Source organism: Rhizobium sp. Root1203, from assembly GCF_001424945.1.
In the GTDB taxonomy this organism is placed as follows: Bacteria; Pseudomonadota; Alphaproteobacteria; order Rhizobiales; family Rhizobiaceae; genus Rhizobium.
Genome location: NZ_LMCW01000001.1, coordinates 131,853 through 151,698, shown reverse-complemented (window position 1 = coordinate 151,698; position 19,846 = coordinate 131,853). Strand labels below are relative to the sequence as shown.

The following is a 19,846-nucleotide window of genomic DNA, read 5'->3' as shown; positions in this document are numbered from 1 at the left end:
TGTCAGATGCTCCCCGCACCACAAGTTTGTGTCAAGGCAGATGGTACCGGATTAATTTGCCAGGGATCTGAGAGTGACGTCCTCCGGCATGCATGCCAGGAAGTGCGCGAGACTGCCCTTCGATGCCGCGCCGGACGACGAGAAATCAGCGATCGCGAGCACGTTGCCGGGGCGCGTCTGTGTCGACAGAAACCAGCGAGCGGCGTCGCTGCCAAGAAATTCACTGAAATCGACCACGCGTTTCGGCTGTGACAGCAGCTCTGCGTAGCACGTCTGCAGTGCCTGCGCCGACAAAGACGGGATGTGGGTTCGCGCGACCGTCGCTGCCGCTGCCCGCCCCATGGCCGATACCTGCTCCGGATGATCGAGCATCCAGGCGAGCTTGATGGCTGCGTCTGCCGGGTCGGTCGCCACAAGCCCGGTTCGGCCGTCCTCGACGACGGCCATCTCGGCCGGATTGGCCATGACCAGCGGCGCAACGCCCAGCGACATGGCCTCGATAAGAACGTTCTCGGCGGTGCCGTAGTGATCCGGGCGCAGGAGATAGACCAGTATTCCCGCTTCCGACAGCATCGACTGCGGATCCCCGTGCGCACCTTCGAGCGAGACGCGCGCCGGCTGGCGCATGGCGGCCGCGCGTGCCGCCGGTTCGCCTTGCGGGTCGAACTGGCCCCAGATCTCGACGCTGAAGTCCTTGTGCCCGACCGCATCGACAATCTCGAAGAAAGCAGGATGCATCTTCACGAAATCGACGGTTCCGAGATAGACGGCCCTGGAGGGGTTCTGCACCGCGTCTGCGACAGTCCCGAAGCCGAAGCCGCTGTTGACCACGCCAAGTCTCGTGCGCAGCGACGGTGGAAGGTCCCGCAGATTGTCTGCCTGCAGCGAGCAGGGCGAGGTGAAAAGCAGTCGATCCGGCATTTCCGCGAGACGCTCCGGCAGCAGGGGCGGAAAGAGACCGGAGATGTGCGCCCACACGACGGAGCGCATCGCCGGGAGGCTCCATCCGCTGAGGCATTGGTAAAGGCGGGGATGGTTCCACCACTCGATCTGGACGACATCAGCCGCCTCGACGGCGGCCTGAAGTTCGGCCGGCCCGCCTGTCATCAGCGTCGCGCCGGAAGCCTCGACGAGGGACGGGAAGCGCCGATCGCGCGGCTCCTCGAGAAGAAAATAGGTGCGCCGGACATCCCGCGAGCTGGCGGCCGCTATCGCCGCATGGGCCTTGCCGACGCCGCCACCCAGGTGCGGCGTCAGATGCAGAACGTTCATTCCGCGGCTACGGGGAACGGAATTCGCACGCCGCCGGGAGCCGGGACGTCAGGGTTGATCTTGACGAGGTTCCGGAACCGTTCGAGCAGCATCGGGCGATGCTCGTCGATGCTGTCGGGCAGGCAGTGGGTGAGCTGTCCGCAATTTCCGCAGGTCTGGTTTTCGCAGCGGCGACCTTCCAGATGCTGGAGACGCAGGCTGTTCATCTTGTCGGAGTTCCAGATTTCCTTCATCGTCTGCGTGCGGGCATCGCCGATGATCAGCTTGCGGCCCCAATCGAGGAAGCAGGAGCTGACGAGACCATCCGCGTTCACAGAGCAGCCGTAGAAAATGTAGGGGCAGGTGTCGGTGTTGCCGATTTCCTGCTGGTAGATGCCCTGAGTGATCTGTACGCCGGTATGCTTTTCGATGTCGAACTCTGGCCAGCACGGTGCGAAATTCTCGATGAAGATACGATCCGCGTAGTCTCCGAACGTGTCGAAAAACTCCTGCTTCTGCGCCTCGCTGATCAGCTCTCCGGGAATCTTGATCGAAATTTCACAGTCGCCCTTGTTGTCGTAGAGCCATTTGACGTTCTCGACGAACTTCGGGAAATTGAAATTGAAGCCCGTGAACTTCATGTACTGCTCGACGTTCATGCCATCGACGGAGATATTGATCTTGTCGATCCCTGCCGCGATGATTGGCGCCATGCGCTCGGGCGTTATGAAAGTGCCGTTTGTCGTGGTGTCGATGTATTCGATGTAGCCGCTCTTCTTGGCGTAGGCGACCATGTCGGCAAAACGCTTGTTGAGCAGCGGTTCGCCATCCTTGTAGAGGCGCAGAACCTTGATCGGGTTTTCGAACGCTGCAAGATCGTCGATGACCTTCTGGTATACTTCGTACTTCATAGCGCCCTGATAACGCCCGGTCTCGGCAATCATGTCGCGGTGACCGGTCGGGCAGAATGTGCATTTGAAGTTGCAGGAACTTGCCGGATCCACAAAGACGATAAACGGCGTCGATAGCGGGATGACCGTCTCGAGCGGCGTACGGTCGTCTAGATTGATACGCGGCTTCAACTGGGCTTTCATGAATTCGACTCCGGCGACCGATTGGGTAGCATAGCGTTGCAGATACCCACGACAGCGGCCGGATCGGATGGATGAATGGCGGCCGTACCGAATTCGAGCAGGTCGCGCCTGCCGTATTCGTCGGCGATCGCCTCCACCAGTTGGCGTATCGTGGTCGATTTACCTGAACATATGTTGATTGCGCCAGACTGACCTGTGGCAACCACATTGGCGATCATCGCCCCAGCCTGGACCACATCGAGAAAATCGCGTCTTTGCGTTCCCGCGGAAAGCCTCGCGACCTCCCCCTTGCCCAGCCGTTCATGAACGTAGGGAACCAGACGCGCCGGATGCTCGCCTTCTCCGAAGAGATAAAACAGACGACACCAGGAAAAGTCAGTTCCCTGCTTCGTGAAGAACTGTGTCAGCATATGGTAAACGGAAAGTTTACATGCCGCGTAGAGTGTCGCGGGTGATAGTTCGGAGTCGACAGCGAGAGCTTCCGAGGGAAGTCGGTATTCAAAGCAGGTGCCGACGCCTATGAAATGGCGGACGCCGGCTGCCGCAGCGCCACTTGCCATCCGCAACGTTCCGCTTACGCAATCGAAATTCTCCGCCGCGTCCAGATACTTCCCCGGGACGACGTACCAGGCGCAATGGATTACAGCATCGACGCCCGTGAGGACCGTCTTCCACCACTCCCCGCTTTCGGCGAAGAGGTCGGCGCTCGTGACCAAGCCCTCCCGATCGACGGGCGCGACCAATCGCGCTTCGGATCCCGGACGCAGCACGACGCTCACGTCGTGACCGGCATCCACGAGCGATCTGTGAATCTGACGGCCGACGAAGCCGGTTGCGCCGGTGAGGACTACGCGAGCCATGACAAGCCCCGGGAAAGGTAGTGCATGATAACTGGTCCTATTGAATTTGGGAGCATTTGGAACAATCCGAATCAGGGTTTTTGCCGGTGTGAACCTAGCAACAGGACCGAGAGAACGGAATGGAGCAGCGGGCAGCCGCAGCGCTGGCAAGCGAGGCCAGAAACGACGAAACCGCCGCTGCCCGAGACATTGGGGCGGCGTGCGACCGTCGGTCGGCAAAGCGGCTGCTTCTCGAGATTGCAGACGATTCGACCGACCGGCAGCCCCAGGCGCCCAGGCAACCGCTTTCTCTCTACGGCGGCGGCGAACTCGGCCTGCTCGCACGGGCACACCTCGAAGCGGTCGGCTGCGGCATCGCAATGGTCGTCGACCGAAATGCGGAACAGCTCTCGTCCAGCCCGGCCTGGAGCGGCCTGAACGTCGTTGCGCCCGCCGATGTGCCGCAGGAATTCAAGACAAGCGCCCTTCTGGCCGTCAGCGTCGTCACCAGCCCCTATCGCGCGCTTGAAACAGCCCTGAGGGCCGATGGGTGGGCAAATGTCGTGCCGTTCTACGACATCGCCGAATCGTTCCGTGACCGGCATCCGCTGTCGAACGGCTGGTTCGCAGAGCCGTTTGACGCAGAAGACGCCGCGCAAACATCAGCGGTGCTGGACCGATGGGCGGACGATGCGTCTCGGGCTCACCACCTGCAGTTCCTCGCCTGGCGCAGATTGCGGCAGGAATGGGTATTCTCCACAGCTCCCGTGGCGACGCACGACAGGTTCTTCATTCCTGAAGTCATGCAGCTGCTGGCCGACGACGAGGTCTTTCTCGATGCCGGCGCGCATCACGGCCATGTCATCCAGCGCTTTTTGAAGGCAACGGACGGCGCGTTTGCTTCGATCGCAGCAATCGAACCTGACGGTGCAAGCCGGAGCATTTGCCTGGAAACCATTGCAAAGCTGCCGCCCGAGATCGCCGGCCGGATCAAGGTCATCGACGCCTTGCTCGACACCGAAAGCCGCAAGCAACCGTTTCACGACGGGCTCGGCTACGCGTCCCAGATCGCCGCGACGGGAGCGAGTTTCCGGCTGACGACGACGATCGACAGCCTCGAACTTTCGCCGACCTTCCTGAAGCTCCACCTCGAAGGCGCAGAGCTGCCGGCCCTGAAGGGCGCCCGGCAGACGATCGCGCGGCATCGCCCGATCATCGCCGCGACCACCTATCACAACGACGACGGGATCTGGCGCACGCCAGCCTGGCTGATGGAAAACCTGGAAGGCTACCGCTTCCTCATGCGGCTGCACGGGTGGTGCGGCACCGGAGCGGTCGTCTATGCAATACCCGAGGAAAGACACAACGCATGACGTTCTCCGTGGACAAACTGATGCCGGCAGTCGAGGCGGCGAAGGCCGCCTCGGCTGGCATCGTCGGCAGACCTGACGCGCGCGTCGCCATCTACGGCACAGGTTTTCTCGGTCGCTGGGCGGCAAAGTGGCTCGTCCAGCAAGGAATGAACCTCGTGGCCTGCTTCGATGGCGACCCCGCGAAGGCCGGCGGCACCGTATGCGGCGTGACAATTCATGGGGCCGACGAGGTCGAGAGCATCCGTCCGGATCTCGTTTTCATTACAGCCCGGCATGCCGTCGGCGCAGTTTCGCGCTACCTTGCGGACCGGGCAATCCCGCACGTCTCATTTGATGGATACTACGCCGCAGGTCACCTAGACGATTTCGCCGGCGTGGCACCGCTTTTCGCGGACGAGCGTTCCCAGCACGTATTGCAGTCGATACTGATGGTAATGCTCAGCGGAGACCGGCGCTATTGCGAAGAGATCTTCGAGAAGGACCAGTATTTTTGCCTTCCAAGATTCTGCGGTGCCGAAAACGAGACCTATGTCGACGCCGGCGCCTATACTGGCGATAGCATCGAGCGCTTCCTGTGGGCACATTACGGGGTGTTCAAAGAGATTCACGCCTTTGAACCGGGCGTCCGGCAGTTCCAGGCAATGTCGAAGAGGATCGCCCGGCTATCGGACGAGTGGGCCCTGCCGCAAGACGCAATCCAACTCAACAAAGTCGGCCTGGGTGCGGGGAGCGCCACCATGGCGTCGGCGACGCACAGCGGACAGCTGCAAAGCCTGCAGCTCGAGATGAACGATTCACCGTCCGATACCGGCGTCCCGATTCAAATCCAGTCTCTCGACGCGTATCTTGACAGCAGACGGGCGACGTTCATCAAAGCCGATGTGGAAGGCATGGAGATGGCGCTGATCGAAGGCGCGCAGGCGACCATCGTGAACTTCAGGCCAAAGCTCGCGATATGCGTCTATCACTATCCATCGGATATTCATGAAATCGCAGTCCGTCTCAAGCAGCTGGTCCCAGAGTACCAAATGGCGCTCCGCCACCACTCGCCGCAGTTCATGGAAAGCGTGCTCTACGCATGGGCCGATTAGACGCAGGGCGCGCGATGTCATTGGGCTCCATCCTCGCAACCTCATCGATTTCGAGGCCAGCCGGCTCGCCCCGGACAAGCAGCGGTGAGACATCACTGCACAAAGTTTCACCCTAACGGAGCTATTCCGACATGCAGACCGATACGTTCTTCTATCCCTCCGATGGCGAGAATTCCTACTTCACCAAGCTCGCCGCCATCACGCAGAAATGGCCGCATGACGTTCGCCACTACATGGACCTCTTCCCGGTCTATGCCAGCCGCCGCTCGTTCATCCGCCAACTCGCCCATTACGAGCTCTTCAAGCTCACTCAGGATCTGCCCGGGCACTACGTCGAGTTCGGTGTCTACTACGGAAAGTCCTTCTTCAGCTGGCACAAGTTCCTTGAGGTCTTCACACCGACGGCGACCCACAAGAAGGTTTTCGGCTTCGACAGCTTTGCCGGGTTCCCGAGCCTTGCGGAGCAGGACGGAGACACCGACACGCGCATTCAGAAGACGCCGGGCGGCCTTAGTTCGGAAAGCTTCCTAGACGAATTCATGGAACTCATGAAACTTCACAACGAGGATGGCGTGCTGCCGACCAATCGCGGCAACATCGTCACCGGCGACATCAACCAGACCCTGCCCCACTGGCTTGACGAAAACCCGGAAGCCCGGTTCTGCCTCATCAATCTCGATGTGGACATCTACGAGCCGACGAAGCTCGTGCTCGATCGCTGCTGGGACCGGGTGGTGACCGGCGGCGTGATCGTTCTTGACGAATACGCCACGAGCAAGTGGCCTGGCGAAACGATCGCCTGGGACGAGTTCGCCAGGGAGCGCGGTATCAAGACGCCGCTGCGCCGCTTTCCCTGGGCAAACGCGCCGGGAGCGTATCTCGTCAAGGAGTGACGCCGACGGGGTTCACCCATCGCCCAGAAAATCATACGCCCGGCTTCGACCGGGCGTTGTTGTCTATCAAGGGATTTACAAGGCCTTCGGCGCATGCGGAACGGCCGCGTGGGCCGCGGCCCTGGTTTCCGGTCAGCCAAGTTCTACCGGTTGCAGCTCCGAAAACGACGGGTGAGCGAGATCCCTCTGAGAGACGTTCGCAGCAGGTAGCGGCCAGGCGATAGCCAGTTGCGGGTCGTTGTAGCAAAGGCCGCCCTCGTCCACCGGCGAATAGAATTCCGACACGAAATACATGAGTTCCGTATCCGGCTCCAGCGTCTGGAAGCCATGGGCGAACCCGTGCGGAACGTAGATCGCGTTGCGCGCTTCGGCCGTCAGTTCGTAGCCGATCCAACGTCCATAGGTCGGCGACCCGGCACGGATATCGACGACGACGTCGAGTGCTGCACCGCGAACGCAACGGACGAGCTTGACCTCGGCTTTCGGCGGGCGCTGAAAATGCATGCCACGCACGGTGCCTTTCGCGGCACTGAACGAGGTGTTCGCCTGTACCCACGTCGCCTCCAGCGCCTTGTCGGCAAACTCCTGCACGCAGAAGGAGCGCGCGAAGAACCCCCGTTCGTCCGTGCGCCTTTCGATCGCGATGGAAAATACGCCGGATAGGCCGAGCGGTTGTATGTCCATTTTCGAACATCCTCTTGTGGGAAACGACGGAGCGCCCAGATGCCGGATCAAGCGTGGCCGGCAAGCAGACGCCGACGGCTAAACCAGGATCGAAACCGAGAGATCCGTTTCGCGCAGAACCAGGTTCGGCAGGCAGCCCCGATCCAGGAACTGCTGCCTCTCCGCATCGCCGGGCACCAGGACCAGCAATTTTGCCATGTCGGCTTTCTCGTCGCCGTCGATCTTGTCGACCACGGCAACATCCTGCGGCAGGCCGAGATCGCGCAGCATTCGTTCGACCGGCTCTATGTTGCCGATGCCGTGAAGGACCAGCCGGCTGACACCTGCAACCGCGCCGGCGGTCCAGGCCAGCGCCTGCAGCGAGGCCATGCGCGGCAGTATATCCCGCAGAGGCAGGAGGTCCGGCGTTCCCGCAAGACCATTTGCCGCCAGCCGCACGTAGATCTCGTGAGCCTTCAGATAGTTCTTTTTCCCAAGCCACAGCTTGAGGGCAATACTCATTCGAACAAAGACGAATTGCTGTATCACCTGCTGATAGCGACTGCCGCGATCCCCGCTCAGGGTCATCGCGCCACGCTTCAATCCGGTATGCAGGAAGTACTCCAGGCCTCCACGATATCGATCCCACGACGTCATGGCTTCGTCGTGCCCCGCCTGAACGCGGTCGCGAGCGATGGCACTCTGGATGATCGAGCGATAAAACGGCTTCTTCAGGAACGCGACATCGCCGAATTCGAGGAAGTGGGCAAGGTGCATGAAGGGAGAGTAGCAGAACGTGCCTGGAATCGGCAGCGAGCGTAGCGCCGAGACACTGAAGATTGCCGCTTCCGGGAAAATGTGCCCCTCGGTGACGAAATCGAAGACCTCGCTATAGCTGCGGCGGACGAAGCGCATGTCCCTTTCGAGTTCGAAGAAAAGGTGGGTGTCGCGACCCTCGATCTCGTTGTGCTGGTACCATGGGGCATAGCAGGCGCTGACGACGGGGTTGGTGTCAAGATAATCGACCGCTTCCCTCAGGCCGTCCATGATGAGCCGATCGTCATCCCCGGTGTAGACGGCGTACCTGCCCCCGACGAGATGGAAGGTGCTCATGACATTGACTTCAAGCCCGCCATTGGTGGCGCGCCTGAAGTATTTGATCGGCATGCCGTAACCGATGAACTCCTCGACCAGCGCAGGGGTATCGTCCGTCGAAGCGTTGTCCGAGATGACGATTTCATAGGCGAAGGGGAGATCGACGGTTTCGCGATAGTATTGCAGCGTGCGGCGCAAGAAAGCGGACCGGTTATAGGTCGGAATGCAGATGCTGAGCTTGATATCCCCGGTCGTCATTTCGCAGTCTCCCTGAGCGGCCGAGCAGCTCGAAATCGCCGCCGCGCGCTCGTCGTCTTCACCTGAATTTCGTTATGGCGATAACCGTCTAGCCGGCCATGGCCATGCGCGCATGGACCGATACGAGCGCACTCGTCGGCGCCAGCGCTTCGTATCGCGCGATCTGGTCGAGCGTGAAGGAGCGCATATCCCGTCCCGCGCGATGAGCCGCGTACCAGGCGGACGTCCACTCGATCGTCTCGCCGAGGTCGAGCCTTGGCCGCCACCCGAGCGAGGCGGCGGCAAGCTGCGAAGTGAGCGTCAGGGTGGCTGCCTCCGGCGGATGTGCGCCGGGAGCCATTTCCCACCCCCTCGCCAAACCACAGGCGGCGCTGAGGGCGTCGACGACGTCGGCAACGGTTGCGAAGCTGTCGGGGTCGGGCCCGAAATTCATCGCCTCCGGCAGTCCGCCCTGGCGCGTGGCGAGTGCCTCGGCCATCGCGAGATAGCCGCTGAGCGGTTCGAGCACATGTTGCCATGGGCGCACGGCGTCGGGATAGCGCAGGCTGATGCTCCTGCCATCGCTGACGGCGCGCATGAAGTCCGGCACAAGCCTGCCCTCTGCCCAATCGCCGCCCCCGATGACGTTGCCAGCTCTCGCGGTCGCAACCAGAATGCCTTCCTTGGCCATGAAGCTGTCGCGATAGCTCCTGCAGACGAGTTCGGCGCAGGCCTTCGAATTGCTGTACGGGTCCTTGCCGCCGAGGGGGTCGAGCTCGGAGAACGGCCGGCCTTCGCCGTGATTCTCATAGACCTTGTCCGATGTGACGACGAGCACCGCGCTCACGGTTCCCGATGCGCGAACGGCTTCGAGCAGGTTCACCGTGCCCATGACATTCGCGGCGAACGTCTCCACCGGGTCCGCATAGGAGCGGCGAACCAGTGCCTGGGCCGCCATATGGATGACGATCTCGGGCCGCGCGGCTTGCAGCGCCGCCGTCAATCGGTCTCGGTCGCGGATATCGAGCGTCGTATGATGCTGTCCCGGCCAGGGAGCGACAAGCTGATGCAGCGAGCCAGGCTCGGCGGCCAGGGCCGCGCCATGGACTTCGGCGCCCATGCGCTCCAGCCACAGACAGAGCCAGGCACCCTTGAAGCCCGTATGCCCGGTGATGAAGACGCGGCGCCCGGCCCAGAAATTCGTCATGCCCAGACCTTCCAGGGCGCCTTGCCCGATCGCCACAAGTCATCGAGTTCCGTGCGTTCGCGAAGCGTATCCATGGGCCGCCAGAACCCGTCATGGCGGAACGCCGCGAGCTGGCCGAGCCTGACCAGCTTCTCCAGGGGGCCGGTCTCGAGGACCGTTTCGTCTCCCTCGATATGATCGATAATCGAGGGCTGCAGAACCAGGAAGCCGCCGTTGATCCGTTGCCCGTCGCCGCGCACTTTCTCGGCGAAGTTCGAAACGAGATCTCCGGACATTTCGAGCGCGCCGAACCGGCCCGGGGGAAGAACGGCGCAGACCGTTCCGTCGAGCCCATGGCTGCGGTGGAACGCGATCTCCGCGGTGATATCGATGTCGGCGACACCGTCGCCATAGGTGAGGCAAAAGGGCTCGTCGTCGCGCAAATACTTGCGGATGCGCTTGATGCGTCCGCCGGTCAGCGTGTTGATCCCCGTGTCGATGACCGTAACGCGCCAGTTCGGCGCAGAACCGCCGTGGTATTCGATGCTGTTGCGGCCGAGATCGACCGTGATGTCGCTATGATGAAGGGCGAGGTTTGCGAAGTATTCCTTCAGCATATAGCCCTTGTAGCCGGCGCAGATGATGAAATCGTTCAGGCCGTGATGAGCGTAGATGCTCATGATATGCCAAATGATCGGCTTGTCGCCGACTTCGACCAACGGCTTGGGACGAACCGACGTTTCCTCGGCGAGCCTGGAGCCCAGGCCGCCGGCAAGGATGACGACCTTCATGGGAACCGCCGTGGCTCAATGCGGAAAAGGCGACCTCGGACTATCGTGTCCGGAGCGGGAAACCAGGGGCATTCATGGGTCATATGGAAGACAATCCGGTAGCAGGTATGTCCCCATCTATTCCGGAAAACTCTTGTGTGAACCTTGCCTGCCCGAGAAGATCGACACTGCATCGTCACGGGTAAGAAATTGGGTTTTTCGCGGTGAAATCGAAGCGGACGACGCAATCGTCAGTGGAACGATCGCACCAGACTGCCGACGAGCAGGTTCCAGCCGTCTATCAAGACGAAGAAGAGGATCTTGAACGGCAGGGAGATCGATGTCGGGGGCAGCATCATCATGCCCATCGCCATGGTGATGGTCGCAACGATCAGGTCGATGACCAGAAACGGAAGCACGACGAGGAATCCGATTTCGAAACCTCGGCGGATTTCCGAAATCATGAAAGCGGGGATCAGCACGCGATAGTCGACCTTCTCGCCGGTATCGACCGTCTGGCCGCGCTCGCGCGCGAGATCGACAAAGAGCGCAAGGTCCTTCTCGCGCGTATTGTGGGTCATGAACGTCCGAAACGGCTCGGCAATCCGCTCAATTGCCTGCTGTTCGTTGATCTGGTTGACGAGCAGCGGCTGCACGCCGGTCTGCCACGCCTGATCGAAGGTCGGCTGCATGACGTAGAAGGTCATGAAAAGCGACAGCGACAGGAGGATCATGTTCGACGGCGTCGACGAAAGGCCCATGCCACTGCGCAGGATCGAAAAGGCGATGACGAAGCGCGGAAAGCTCGTCACCATGATCAGGATGCCCGGCGCGACCGAAAGGACGGTGAGCAGGCCGAAGGTTCTGATGATCCACGCGGCGACCGAACCGTCAACCGGCAGGTTCAGCAGGTTCGTCGGCAATTGCTGGGCATGCGCCAGCTCCGGGACCGCCATCATGGCAGCCAAAATCACGAGGAATCGAATCATTCGATGACGAAGGTCCTGAACATGATCTTCGATACGCGTCCCTGCGCTCGAAGGTCAACACGCTCCTGGATGTCATCCCTAAGATATTCGAAGCCGCGCGGGCCTTCGATCTGCTGCAGCGAAACCGTCCGTACGTAGGCCAGGATGTCCTGATGAATATCCTCGGCGAGCTTCACGTCCGGCGGACCGTCAAACAGCAGCGCAATCTCGAGGCGAACCCAGTTCTCCGAGGGATAGGCGAGATTCGACGTGATGGGCTCGAGCTGCACGACGTTGTTGGCTTCCGTCGAGATGTGCGGCAGGCCAGTCTCGCCTTCCTTCTTCTGCGTGGAAGCGTCCTTGGCTTCCTTGGCCTGTTCTACCTGTGCCGCCCCCTTGATGCTGGGAGCAACCATCCCGCCGACGACCCAGCCGCCGCCGCCGCCGAGCAGCGTCAGGACGGCAAGACCCACGACGGTCATCATGGCGGCCGACTTCTTTTTCGACTGGCCTTCGGGCGCTTCTGCATTTGCCATCGTATTCGACCTCAGAGCGGCGAGAAGAGATCGACGACCTGCTGGCCGCGCGGAGGCTGCTGCACTTCCATCAGGCGGCCTCGACCGCCGTAGGAGATCCGCGCCTCGGCGATCTTCTCATAGGAGATCTGGTTGTCGGCATCGACATCCTGCGGACGCACGATACCGGCGACGTTGAGAATCCGGATTTCCTGGTTGACACGAACTTCCTGTGAGCCGCTTAGCACCAGGTTGCCGTTCTCAAGGATGCCGGTGACTACGGCGGCGACCATGAGCTTCAGTGTTTCGGAGCGGTCGATCTTGCCCTTGCCGTCGGTGCTTGTATCGGAACCATACGTCACATCGGTCTTCGACGACGGGTTCCAACCCATGACGTTGGCATTGACGTCCCAGTTGAGGCCGCTCGAGTTGGTCCGGCTGCGGCTGGTATCGTTCTCGAACTTCGCCTTGTCGTTGATCTGAATGTTGACGGTCAGGATATCGCCGACATTGAGCGCACGCGCGTCCTTGAACAGCGCGGCCTGGGAATCGCTCCAGAGCGAATAGCCCTGGGCGACCTGCCGCGGCTGCTTCGGATACATCGACATCTGCGACGTCTGGCCATAGGCAAGGCCGCTGCCGATCGGGCTCATGGCGGGAGCTCGGCCGATCTCGTTGACCGCTTGCGGCGACGCGCAGCCTGCGAGAATAGCTACGGCACCGATTGCCGCCGGGAGGAGCTTGTTCATGAGGGGTCCTTCGACGTATTGGGATCGGACGCGCTGGCGATGATATTGGCGATGATCGCCGCCTTCTTCGGATCCATCTCGTTCAAGATCAGGCTCGACTGCGTCGGGTTGAGCCGCATGACGACGGCTGCAGCGACTTCGATTCTCATCTCCTGAAGCTGCGAGGCAGCGGCGTCCGGCTTCATTTTCTTGTAGATATCGGTCAGGCCCGCTTCGGCCTGCTTCAGGAAGACATCCCGGCGTTTCAGCCAGTCCTGATATTCGTCCTTGCGCTTCTGCATCTCGGCAATGCGGGTGTCGACATCGGCGCGCAGCTTCTCCAGCTCCTGCTTCTGCAGCAGGTAGCGCTGGTCGCGGGCCGGATCGGCGATGTTCGTGCAGAACTGCTTGATCTCCTCTTCCGAGGTGAGCTCGCCGCCGACGGTCGACCGTGCTTCCTGCGCAAAGGCGCCTGGAATCGTCAACAGCACGATGGCGGCAGCGGGCAGCGCCAGACGGCGCATCAGTTCAGGAAGAACCACGCTCGGACCCGAAAACTTCATCATTGCAGCACAAGCTCCGCTTGCAGCGCACCGGCAGACTTGATGCCCTGCAGGATTGCGATGATACCGTCCGGCTTGACGCCGATATTGTTGAGGCCCGCCACCAGCGTCTTGAGATCGGGTCCGTCGAGCAACGCCACCTTGCCACCCGTCTTCTGGGCCGCGATATCCGTCTGCGGCTGGACAGCGGTGACACCGCGAGAAAACGGCTCAGGCTGGATGATCTGCGGCGTTTCGGTCACTTGCACGGTCAGCGTACCGTAGCTCACGGCAACCGGCGAGACGCGCACGTCCGCTCCGATGACGATCGTTCCCGTGCGCTCGTTGACGACGACCTTGGCGGGCGTGTCGGTTTCGACGGCGAGGTTCTCGATATCCGCCATGAGGCGCGTAAGGTCGGCTTCCCGAGGCTTCTGGACGACCACCTCCTGGGCATCCTTCGCCTCGGCAACAGGGCCGCCGAAGCGACGCGAAGCATAGCCGTTGACGACGTCGGCGATCCGGACGGCGGTCGAGAAATCCGGGTTGCGCAATTGCAGCACCAGATTGACGGAATCCTTGAAGCGCGAAGGCAATTCGCGTTCGATGATGGCACCTCCCGGAACCCGGCCGGCGGTGGTGACACCTTCGGTGACACTCGCCGCCTGGCCTTGGGCGGTGAAGCCCGATACGACGACCGAGCCCTGGGCGACGGCATAAATCTGGCCGTCGGCACCCGACAGAGAGGTCATGACAAGCGTACCGCCGCGCAGCGACGTGGCATCGCCGAGCGAACTGACGCTGACGTCGATGCGGCTGCCCGGGCTTGCGAAGGGCGGCAGGTTGGCCGTGACCATGACGGCGGCCGTATTCTTGGCGTTGGACTGGCCGCCCTGCGTCGAAATGCCGAGATTCTGCAGCATCGCGCGCATCGACTGCTCGGTAAACGGCGAAGCACGGAAGCCGTCGCCGGTCCCCTGAAGGCCGACGATCAGGCCGTAGCCGATCAGCTGATTGTCGCGGCCCGCCTGAAGCGAGGCGATATCCTTGATGCGCGACGTCACTGCAGCAGGCGCGACCGACGCAAAGTTCGGAGACAGAAATGCAAGCGTGATGAAAAGGCGAAAAAATATCTTCATTTTGCGGCCACGTGTATTGTGCCGTCGGCGAGCACAGTGCCGCTGACGATGACACCGGAATCCATATTGCGAACGCGGACGAGCTGGCCGGTCATACCGTCTTCGAGCGGCGATCCCGCAGCCGAGATCGTCATCGCGCCCAGCGTGAACACCAGACGGATCGAAGAGCCACGCGTCACCGTGTAGGGTTCGCGCAGCGCCGAAATCGAGATGGTCCGTCCAGGCAGGAACGTCCGCTTGGATATCATCCCCTCGACCTGGCCAATCGACTTTGCATAGTCGCCCGCCAGATTCGGATTGGTCACCTCCACCTCCTGCAACTGGGCACCGGAGATGGCTTCGCCGGGGTAGATGGTCGTCGTGGGAACCACGGCATAGCCCATTCCGGCAGCGACTGCCGGTGGTGAGACAATGCTGGTGACGACGATCGCGGCGGCAGCTGCCCATCCGCGGATGTTTCTAACCCGGCAAAACATCATGTTTCGGCTCTTCCCTGTTACTTCAGGTTCTTGCTGACGATGGAGGCCATTTCGTCGGCGGTGGTGATGACCTTGGAGTTCATTTCGTAGGCGCGCTGGGCCGATATCAGCTCGGTGATTTCCTTCACCGGATCGACGTTCGACGATTCCAGATAGCTCTGCTTGAGGTAGCCGAATCCCGCCTCGTCGGGCGTGCCGACGACCGGATCACCGGAGGCCGGCGTCTGGGCGAAAAGGTTGTCGCCGAGAGGCTGCAGGCCGGCTTCGTTGACGAAATCGGCGATCTGCAACTGGCCGAGGACCGTGGGATCCGTTGCGCCGGGGAGCTTTGCCGAAACTTCGCCCGAGCGGCTGATGGTCAGCTGGGTAGAGCCTGTCGGGATCGTGATATTCGGGGCGACCGTATAACCGTCGACCGTGACGATCTGGCCGGTCTCGTTCTTGTTGAAAGCACCTGCACGGGTATAAAGCGTCGTGCCGTCCGGAGCCTCGATCTGAAAGAAACCGCGGCCGACCAGCGCGACATCGAGATCGTTGCCGGTCTGAGCGAGTTCGCCCTGAATGTGCAGGTTGCGGACAGATGACGTCTGCACGCCGAGACCGATGTTGGCACCTTCGGGAACGATCGCCTGGTTGGCCCGGTTGGAGACGCCCTTTGCACGTTCCGTCTGATAAAGCAGGTCCGTGAATTCAGCGCGGGCGCGCTTGAAGCCGGTCGTATTGATGTTCGCGATATTGTTCGCGATGACTTCAAGATTGGTCTGCTGGGCATCCATACCCGTGGCAGCAATGGCAAGCGCTCTCATGGCTTCGTCCTTAAATCAACTACATCTGCATCTTTGTGACTTCGAGAAAGGCCGAGACGACCTTGTCGCGAAGGGCGATTGCTGTCTGAAGTGTTTGCTGAGCCTGCATCACGGCATCGACGACTTCACGCGTCGTTGCGGTCCCCTTGATACCCGCAAAGGACATGTTTTCGGCATTCTTCAGGGTGTTGACCGCACCGTTCGCGACGTTGCCGAGGACGGACGCGAAGCTTCCATCGGTTACCGCACTTTGCGCAGACGACGAGGCAGTGGACTTGCCGAGATCGACGCCGGCGAGGTCGCGCGTCATCGACAGGGAGCTGATATTGCTTATGTTGTTGATCATCATTGGCTCTTCAGAAGGTCGATCGTCGACGAGATCAGGTCACGGGATTGCTTAATGGTCTGCAGATTGGCGTCGTAGGAGCGGTTTGCTTCCCGCATGTCGGCCATCTCGACCAGCATGTTGACGTTCGGCATCTTGACGACACCTTTCGCGTCCGCAGCGGGATTGCTCGGATCGTATTCGGTCGTGAACTTCGACTCGTCGACGCCGAGCTTCTTGACGTTGACGGTCGTTACGCCGTTGGCGCGATCGACAGCCTCGCCGAAGGTGATCGTCTTGCGGCGATACGGATCGGCGCCCGGCGTATCCCCGGTCGAGCGGGAGTTGGCGATGTTTTCCGAAACGATGCGAAGACGCGTCGATTGCGCTTCGAGACCGGAACCTGCGATTTTAAGGGCTGCTGACAAAGGATCCATGGTTTACGTCTTCACCGTCATGAGCATCATTCGATTGAAAGAGCCGACGAGCGATGTGTTCAGCTCGTACTGGCGCTTGATTTCGCCGGATTTGGAAAGCTCCTCGGCGAGGCCGACCGTATTGCCGGATTCCTGCATACCGATTTCCTGATCGAGCGCGGCATCCTTCACGTCGATGTCGCTTTTGGTGCTCAGATCGTTGCCGGTCAGGTGCGCAGGGTCGGTCCGCGCCATCGTCACGTCCGATTTGTCGAGGACGGCCTGGAATGGCGTGATGTCCCTGGCGCGAAATTTCGGCGTGTTCGCGTTCGCGATATTGCCGGCAACAACCTCCTGACGGATCGTCAGCCATTCCGCCTGCCGCGAGGCCAAGTCGAACAGTTGAATCGGTTGCATAGAAACTCTCCGTTTTTACTGACGTGAACCTACGACGGTAATCTTGCGTCAGACTTACGGAGAATACGGTCTTGGAGTACCGGAGCTGTGTACCTCCAAAGATGCAAAAGGCTCCGCCGTTGCCGGAGGAGCCTTCAAACCGACCGGACGCCAATCCTAGTTGCGCTGGTAGACGTCGCCCTTCGAGGTCACGATCACCCATTTGCCGTCGCGCTCTTCCAGTGTCGCCAGGCGGCTCTCGTCCGGCAGGATCGAGCCGACGCGGACCACGTACATCCCTGACGTATCCTCGATCAGCGCCCGACCGTTCGCCACGTGCAGGAGGCGGAAACCGGAGTTGCCCGGGAACGGCTGTTCCTCGGCAGGCATGCCCTTGTCGTCTTCCTTGCCGATGCTGGAGACGGTTGCCGTCGTCATCGGGTCCACCGGAACCTCGGGCTTGTCCTGCTGGTTCCTGTTCGCCATCGCCAGCGGCGAGACGCTGAAAACGTTTCGCGCCGGCCAGTCCGGCAGGTCGCGGGTGTGATCGCCCTGGGCGACATTGATGCCGAACTTGTCCTCGTTGAAAAAGACATACCACGGGAAAACCGCGGATGCGCCTGCCAGAAGGAGACCGGCCACGGTCAGCGCGCGGTCGTGAAAGGCCGTTCTCCTGCGCCCCTCCGGCTTCAGCGGAGCGATCTTCTCGTCATCGTCGAAATCGGTCACGTGTTGCCTTTCTATCGTCGAATGCCCGGCTGGTTGCCTATGCCGGCTGCGGCCTTCAGCGCACCGGCCAGGTCGGCGAAGGCGTCGAGCGAATCGGCATCGCCGGGCGACTGTTTCAAAACATCGTAAATAATCGGTACCTGCTTGACGGCCATGTCCAGATCCGGATCGGCGCCCTGGCGATAGCCGCCGATCAGCCGCAGATCGCGTGTCTCTTCGAACCGATGAACCAGCGTCTTCAGACGCGAGACCAGCTTCTCCTGGTCCGGTGTCCAGGCCTTGCGTGCCAGACGCGATATCGAGGCCAGGGGATCGATCGGCGGATAGCGCCCTTCCTCGGCAAGGCTGCGCTGCAGCACGATATGGCCGTCGAGAATGCCGCGGGTCGAGTCAGCAATCGGATCGTTGTGGTTGTCGCCATCGACGAGAATGGAAATGATCGCCGTGATCGTTCCAGTGCCTTCCGGGCCGGGTCCGGCTCGTTCCAGCAGGCGCGGCAACTCCGTGAACACCGAAGCCGGGTAACCGCGTGCGATGGGCGGCTCTCCCGAGGCCGTGGCAACTTCACGGATTGCGTGAGCGAAGCGGGTCACGCTGTCGACGATCAAAAGGACGTTCTCGCCCTGATCCCGGAAATACTCCGCGATCGTTACGGCCGTCAGCGGCGCCATCTTGCGCAGCATCGGGCTTTCGTCGCTGGTTGCGACAACCGCGATCGACTTCTTCATGTTGGCGCCAAGCGTGTCTTCGATGAATTCGCGCACTTCACGACCGCGTTCGCCAACCAGTGCGATAACGACCTTGTCGAAGGCGTCGGCGCGCGCGAGCATGGACAGCAGCGTCGACTTGCCCACACCCGAGCCCGCGAAAATGCCAAGGCGCTGGCCCAGGCACAGCGGCGAGAAAATGTCGATCGCCCGTACGCCGGTCCTGAAACCCTTTTCCACGCGCTGGCGCGTCATCGACGGCGGCGCCGTGTTGGAAATCGAGCGCCGGTCCAGCCCCTCGGCAATCGGGCCGAGGCCGTCAATCGGCTCGCACAGCGAATTGACGGTGCGGCCGCACCAGGCGGCGGATGGAGAAATGCGGAAGGCACCCTTGCGGATAACGACGTCATGGATGCCGATCGGCTCTCCCGGTTCGATCGGGCAGACATAGGTCAGCTCCGGCTCCACCCTCACGACTTCGCCGAGGTGAACGCCGGTCGGCGACCTGTGGGCGACGAACTCGCCCAGGCGCACATGGCGCGACAGGCCGGTGACCGTGTAGTGCCCTGCCGCAATCGTCTGCACGTGGCCGCCCGGAGCGACAAGAAAAGCCGGATTGGCGTATCGCTCTGTCAGGCCCGCAAGGTGTGCGAGCTTGGGCGAAAGTGCGCCTTCGGTGAGGGGTGCGTTGGGCATGCTTCAGACCTTCCGGTTAGCGGCTGCCACCGAGCGTCTTGATTGCTTCACCGAAGGAAGCCTCACTGTCCTTGGAGAGCGACGCCATGCTTTCGAAGGCCCGGTTCACTTCGATCAGCTGCGTGATTTCGCGCATCGCATTGACGTTGGAGTTTTCCAGGTAGCCCTGCTGGACGCCGACGTTGAAGCGGTCGGTGATGGAGCGCGGCGTTTCGGTGGTCATGATGCCGCTGTTTTCATAGCGCAGATAACCCTTGCTGATATCTGCTTCGAAGAGACCAAGCGAACCGGCCTGCCTGCCGTCCTGATAGATCAATCCGTCAGAACCAACCTTGGGCTCGCCGCCGCCCTTGTTGAGCTGGATCGGCGCGCCGCCTGCATCGAGAACCGGATAGCCGCGCACCGACACGAGTTCCCCGGTCTCCTTCAGCGTGAAGCGGCCGTCCTTGGTCAGGATCTTGCCGGCAGGTGTGTCGAGCGAAAACCATGCATCGCCCTTGATCGCGAAATCGAGCATGTTGCCGGTGTGCTCGAGTTCGCCGCTGTCGCCGGACAGGTAGTCGTTTCCCTGCGAGACATAGGCGATCTTGGCGTTGATCTTGTTGCCCGTCTCACTCAGCATCTGATTGAATTTCACTTCCGTGCCGCGGAACCCGGTCGTGTTCACGTTCGCCATGTTGTCGGCGATGGTATCGAGGCGTCGTTCAAGCGCCATCTGGGACGACAACGAAACATAAAGACCGGATTGCATCGAGGTAAGCTCCTGGCATTGGCGATGAACAGTACGGAACCCGCACGCTTGCAGTCGGTTCGACCACGGGTCCGCTGAGGCGGCATCTCAGAAACGGGCACGAACGCCCATTCGTCATCTGCAACCTGACAGCAAATCCTTGTGCGAAGCTGGGTAC

The 19,846-nt window shown here is 61.2% G+C and carries 23 protein-coding genes; 3 read left to right on the top strand and 20 right to left on the bottom strand.

What is annotated here, in order from left to right; translation table 11 throughout:
• Window positions 1-51: 51 nt before the first annotated feature.
• Genes ASC97_RS00825 through ASC97_RS00815 form a run of 3 tightly spaced genes read right to left on the bottom strand, consistent with a single transcriptional unit; the run spans window position 52 to window position 3,205 of the window.
• Window positions 52-1,272, bottom strand: coding sequence for a glycosyltransferase (locus ASC97_RS00825; protein ID WP_057466464.1), 1,221 nt, complete (start codon window positions 1,270-1,272; stop codon window positions 52-54).
• Entirely contained in the window at window positions 1,269-2,345 is a 1,077-nt protein-coding gene (locus tag ASC97_RS00820) for a radical SAM protein (RefSeq protein ID WP_057466463.1), read from the bottom strand. Before ASC97_RS00820 ends, ASC97_RS00825 begins: the two co-directional genes overlap by 4 nt.
• On the bottom strand, window positions 2,342-3,205 hold the full coding sequence (locus ASC97_RS00815) for an NAD-dependent epimerase/dehydratase family protein (protein ID WP_057466462.1): 864 nt from the start codon (window positions 3,203-3,205) through the stop codon (window positions 2,342-2,344). Before ASC97_RS00815 ends, ASC97_RS00820 begins: the two co-directional genes overlap by 4 nt.
• Before the next feature lie 119 nt (window positions 3,206-3,324).
• On the opposite strand from ASC97_RS00815, the gene ASC97_RS00810 reads away from it, so the two are divergent.
• The 3 genes from ASC97_RS00810 (at window position 3,325) to ASC97_RS00800 (ending at window position 6,541) form a co-directional block, all read left to right on the top strand.
• Window positions 3,325-4,557 carry an FkbM family methyltransferase gene (locus ASC97_RS00810; protein ID WP_057466461.1) on the top strand — a complete coding sequence of 411 codons (1,233 nt, stop codon included), beginning with the start codon at window positions 3,325-3,327 and terminating at the stop codon, window positions 4,555-4,557.
• Window positions 4,554-5,648, top strand: coding sequence for an FkbM family methyltransferase (locus tag ASC97_RS00805; protein WP_057466460.1), 1,095 nt, complete (start codon window positions 4,554-4,556; stop codon window positions 5,646-5,648). Before ASC97_RS00810 ends, ASC97_RS00805 begins: the two co-directional genes overlap by 4 nt.
• A 131-nt stretch (window positions 5,649-5,779) precedes the next feature.
• A complete protein-coding gene (locus ASC97_RS00800; protein ID WP_057466459.1) occupies window positions 5,780-6,541 on the top strand; it encodes a TylF/MycF/NovP-related O-methyltransferase in 762 nt (253 codons plus the stop codon).
• 132 nt (window positions 6,542-6,673) lie between these two features.
• Here the strand turns inward: ASC97_RS00800 and rfbC are convergent, their stop codons facing one another.
• From rfbC to flgF, 17 genes are all read right to left on the bottom strand, one after another.
• A complete protein-coding gene (rfbC, locus tag ASC97_RS00795) occupies window positions 6,674-7,225 on the bottom strand; it encodes a dTDP-4-dehydrorhamnose 3,5-epimerase (protein ID WP_057466458.1) in 552 nt (183 codons plus the stop codon).
• Between the two features lie 78 nt (window positions 7,226-7,303).
• Complete coding sequence (locus ASC97_RS00790; RefSeq protein ID WP_057466457.1) at window positions 7,304-8,557, bottom strand: glycosyltransferase family 2 protein; 1,254 nt, start codon at window positions 8,555-8,557, stop codon at window positions 7,304-7,306.
• Between the two features lie 88 nt (window positions 8,558-8,645).
• Window positions 8,646-9,749, bottom strand: coding sequence for a CDP-glucose 4,6-dehydratase (gene rfbG, locus ASC97_RS00785; protein ID WP_057466957.1), 1,104 nt, complete (start codon window positions 9,747-9,749; stop codon window positions 8,646-8,648).
• A complete protein-coding gene (rfbF, locus tag ASC97_RS00780) occupies window positions 9,740-10,513 on the bottom strand; it encodes a glucose-1-phosphate cytidylyltransferase (protein ID WP_057466456.1) in 774 nt (257 codons plus the stop codon). The genes rfbG and rfbF overlap by 10 nt, the downstream gene beginning before the upstream one ends.
• 230 nt (window positions 10,514-10,743) lie before the next feature.
• Complete coding sequence (gene fliP, locus ASC97_RS00775) at window positions 10,744-11,481, bottom strand: flagellar type III secretion system pore protein FliP (protein ID WP_057466455.1); 738 nt, start codon at window positions 11,479-11,481, stop codon at window positions 10,744-10,746.
• Complete coding sequence (locus tag ASC97_RS00770) at window positions 11,478-11,996, bottom strand: flagellar basal body-associated FliL family protein (RefSeq protein WP_057466454.1); 519 nt, start codon at window positions 11,994-11,996, stop codon at window positions 11,478-11,480. The genes fliP and ASC97_RS00770 overlap by 4 nt, the downstream gene beginning before the upstream one ends.
• A gap of 11 nt (window positions 11,997-12,007) precedes the next feature.
• Entirely contained in the window at window positions 12,008-12,724 is a 717-nt protein-coding gene (gene flgH, locus ASC97_RS00765; RefSeq protein ID WP_057466453.1) for a flagellar basal body L-ring protein FlgH, read from the bottom strand.
• The gene (locus ASC97_RS00760; protein WP_443216723.1) at window positions 12,721-13,266 is read right to left on the bottom strand and encodes a MotE family protein; all 546 of its coding nucleotides are present in this window, start codon (window positions 13,264-13,266) and stop codon (window positions 12,721-12,723) included. Before ASC97_RS00760 ends, flgH begins: the two co-directional genes overlap by 4 nt.
• On the bottom strand, window positions 13,266-14,384 hold the full coding sequence (locus ASC97_RS00755; protein ID WP_057466451.1) for a flagellar basal body P-ring protein FlgI: 1,119 nt from the start codon (window positions 14,382-14,384) through the stop codon (window positions 13,266-13,268). Before ASC97_RS00755 ends, ASC97_RS00760 begins: the two co-directional genes overlap by 1 nt.
• Window positions 14,381-14,863, bottom strand: a complete 483-nt coding sequence (gene flgA, locus ASC97_RS00750) for a flagellar basal body P-ring formation chaperone FlgA (RefSeq protein ID WP_057466450.1) — start codon at window positions 14,861-14,863, stop codon at window positions 14,381-14,383. Before flgA ends, ASC97_RS00755 begins: the two co-directional genes overlap by 4 nt.
• Before the next feature lie 17 nt (window positions 14,864-14,880).
• Window positions 14,881-15,669: a flagellar basal-body rod protein FlgG gene (gene flgG / locus ASC97_RS00745; protein ID WP_057466449.1), complete on the bottom strand. Its 789-nt coding sequence runs from the start codon at window positions 15,667-15,669 to the stop codon at window positions 14,881-14,883.
• 19 nt (window positions 15,670-15,688) lie between these two features.
• The gene (locus ASC97_RS00740) at window positions 15,689-16,015 is read right to left on the bottom strand and encodes a flagellar hook-basal body complex protein FliE (RefSeq protein WP_057466956.1); all 327 of its coding nucleotides are present in this window, start codon (window positions 16,013-16,015) and stop codon (window positions 15,689-15,691) included.
• Window positions 16,015-16,431, bottom strand: coding sequence for a flagellar basal body rod protein FlgC (gene flgC, locus ASC97_RS00735; protein ID WP_057466448.1), 417 nt, complete (start codon window positions 16,429-16,431; stop codon window positions 16,015-16,017). Before flgC ends, ASC97_RS00740 begins: the two co-directional genes overlap by 1 nt.
• A 3-nt stretch (window positions 16,432-16,434) precedes the next feature.
• Window positions 16,435-16,827 (bottom strand): flagellar basal body rod protein FlgB, encoded by a 393-nt coding sequence (flgB, locus tag ASC97_RS00730; RefSeq protein ID WP_057466447.1) that lies wholly within the window; start codon window positions 16,825-16,827, stop codon window positions 16,435-16,437.
• A 156-nt stretch (window positions 16,828-16,983) separates the two neighbouring features.
• Window positions 16,984-17,535: a hypothetical protein gene (locus tag ASC97_RS00725; protein ID WP_057466446.1), complete on the bottom strand. Its 552-nt coding sequence runs from the start codon at window positions 17,533-17,535 to the stop codon at window positions 16,984-16,986.
• Window positions 17,536-17,546: 11 nt separating this feature from the next.
• Entirely contained in the window at window positions 17,547-18,938 is a 1,392-nt protein-coding gene (gene fliI / locus ASC97_RS00720) for a flagellar protein export ATPase FliI (protein ID WP_057466445.1), read from the bottom strand.
• Between the two features lie 16 nt (window positions 18,939-18,954).
• Window positions 18,955-19,689, bottom strand: a complete 735-nt coding sequence (gene flgF / locus ASC97_RS00715; RefSeq protein ID WP_057466444.1) for a flagellar basal-body rod protein FlgF — start codon at window positions 19,687-19,689, stop codon at window positions 18,955-18,957.
• Window positions 19,690-19,846 lie beyond the last annotated feature (157 nt).

What these genes read in the sequence shown, in the direction of transcription:
- ASC97_RS00825 (WP_057466464.1), bottom strand. Translation starts at nt 1,272, where the DNA reads ATGAACGTTCTGCATCTGACGCCGCACCTGGGTGGCGGCGTCGGCAAG.
- ASC97_RS00820 (WP_057466463.1), bottom strand. Translation starts at nt 2,345, where the DNA reads ATGAAAGCCCAGTTGAAGCCGCGTATCAATCTAGACGACCGTACGCCG.
- ASC97_RS00815 (WP_057466462.1), bottom strand. Translation starts at nt 3,205, where the DNA reads ATGGCTCGCGTAGTCCTCACCGGCGCAACCGGCTTCGTCGGCCGTCAG.
- ASC97_RS00810 (WP_057466461.1), top strand. Translation starts at nt 3,325, where the DNA reads ATGGAGCAGCGGGCAGCCGCAGCGCTGGCAAGCGAGGCCAGAAACGAC.
- ASC97_RS00805 (WP_057466460.1), top strand. Translation starts at nt 4,554, where the DNA reads ATGACGTTCTCCGTGGACAAACTGATGCCGGCAGTCGAGGCGGCGAAG.
- ASC97_RS00800 (WP_057466459.1), top strand. Translation starts at nt 5,780, where the DNA reads ATGCAGACCGATACGTTCTTCTATCCCTCCGATGGCGAGAATTCCTAC.
- rfbC (WP_057466458.1), bottom strand. Translation starts at nt 7,225, where the DNA reads ATGGACATACAACCGCTCGGCCTATCCGGCGTATTTTCCATCGCGATC.
- ASC97_RS00790 (WP_057466457.1), bottom strand. Translation starts at nt 8,557, where the DNA reads ATGACGACCGGGGATATCAAGCTCAGCATCTGCATTCCGACCTATAAC.
- rfbF (WP_057466456.1), bottom strand. Translation starts at nt 10,513, where the DNA reads ATGAAGGTCGTCATCCTTGCCGGCGGCCTGGGCTCCAGGCTCGCCGAG.
- fliP (WP_057466455.1), bottom strand. Translation starts at nt 11,481, where the DNA reads ATGATTCGATTCCTCGTGATTTTGGCTGCCATGATGGCGGTCCCGGAG.
- ASC97_RS00770 (WP_057466454.1), bottom strand. Translation starts at nt 11,996, where the DNA reads ATGGCAAATGCAGAAGCGCCCGAAGGCCAGTCGAAAAAGAAGTCGGCC.
- flgH (WP_057466453.1), bottom strand. Translation starts at nt 12,724, where the DNA reads ATGAACAAGCTCCTCCCGGCGGCAATCGGTGCCGTAGCTATTCTCGCA.
- ASC97_RS00760 (WP_443216723.1), bottom strand. Translation starts at nt 13,266, where the DNA reads ATGAAGTTTTCGGGTCCGAGCGTGGTTCTTCCTGAACTGATGCGCCGT.
- ASC97_RS00755 (WP_057466451.1), bottom strand. Translation starts at nt 14,384, where the DNA reads ATGAAGATATTTTTTCGCCTTTTCATCACGCTTGCATTTCTGTCTCCG.
- flgA (WP_057466450.1), bottom strand. Translation starts at nt 14,863, where the DNA reads ATGATGTTTTGCCGGGTTAGAAACATCCGCGGATGGGCAGCTGCCGCC.
- flgG (WP_057466449.1), bottom strand. Translation starts at nt 15,669, where the DNA reads ATGAGAGCGCTTGCCATTGCTGCCACGGGTATGGATGCCCAGCAGACC.
- ASC97_RS00740 (WP_057466956.1), bottom strand. Translation starts at nt 16,015, where the DNA reads ATGATCAACAACATAAGCAATATCAGCTCCCTGTCGATGACGCGCGAC.
- flgC (WP_057466448.1), bottom strand. Translation starts at nt 16,431, where the DNA reads ATGGATCCTTTGTCAGCAGCCCTTAAAATCGCAGGTTCCGGTCTCGAA.
- flgB (WP_057466447.1), bottom strand. Translation starts at nt 16,827, where the DNA reads ATGCAACCGATTCAACTGTTCGACTTGGCCTCGCGGCAGGCGGAATGG.
- fliI (WP_057466445.1), bottom strand. Translation starts at nt 18,938, where the DNA reads ATGCCCAACGCACCCCTCACCGAAGGCGCACTTTCGCCCAAGCTCGCA.
- flgF (WP_057466444.1), bottom strand. Translation starts at nt 19,689, where the DNA reads ATGCAATCCGGTCTTTATGTTTCGTTGTCGTCCCAGATGGCGCTTGAA.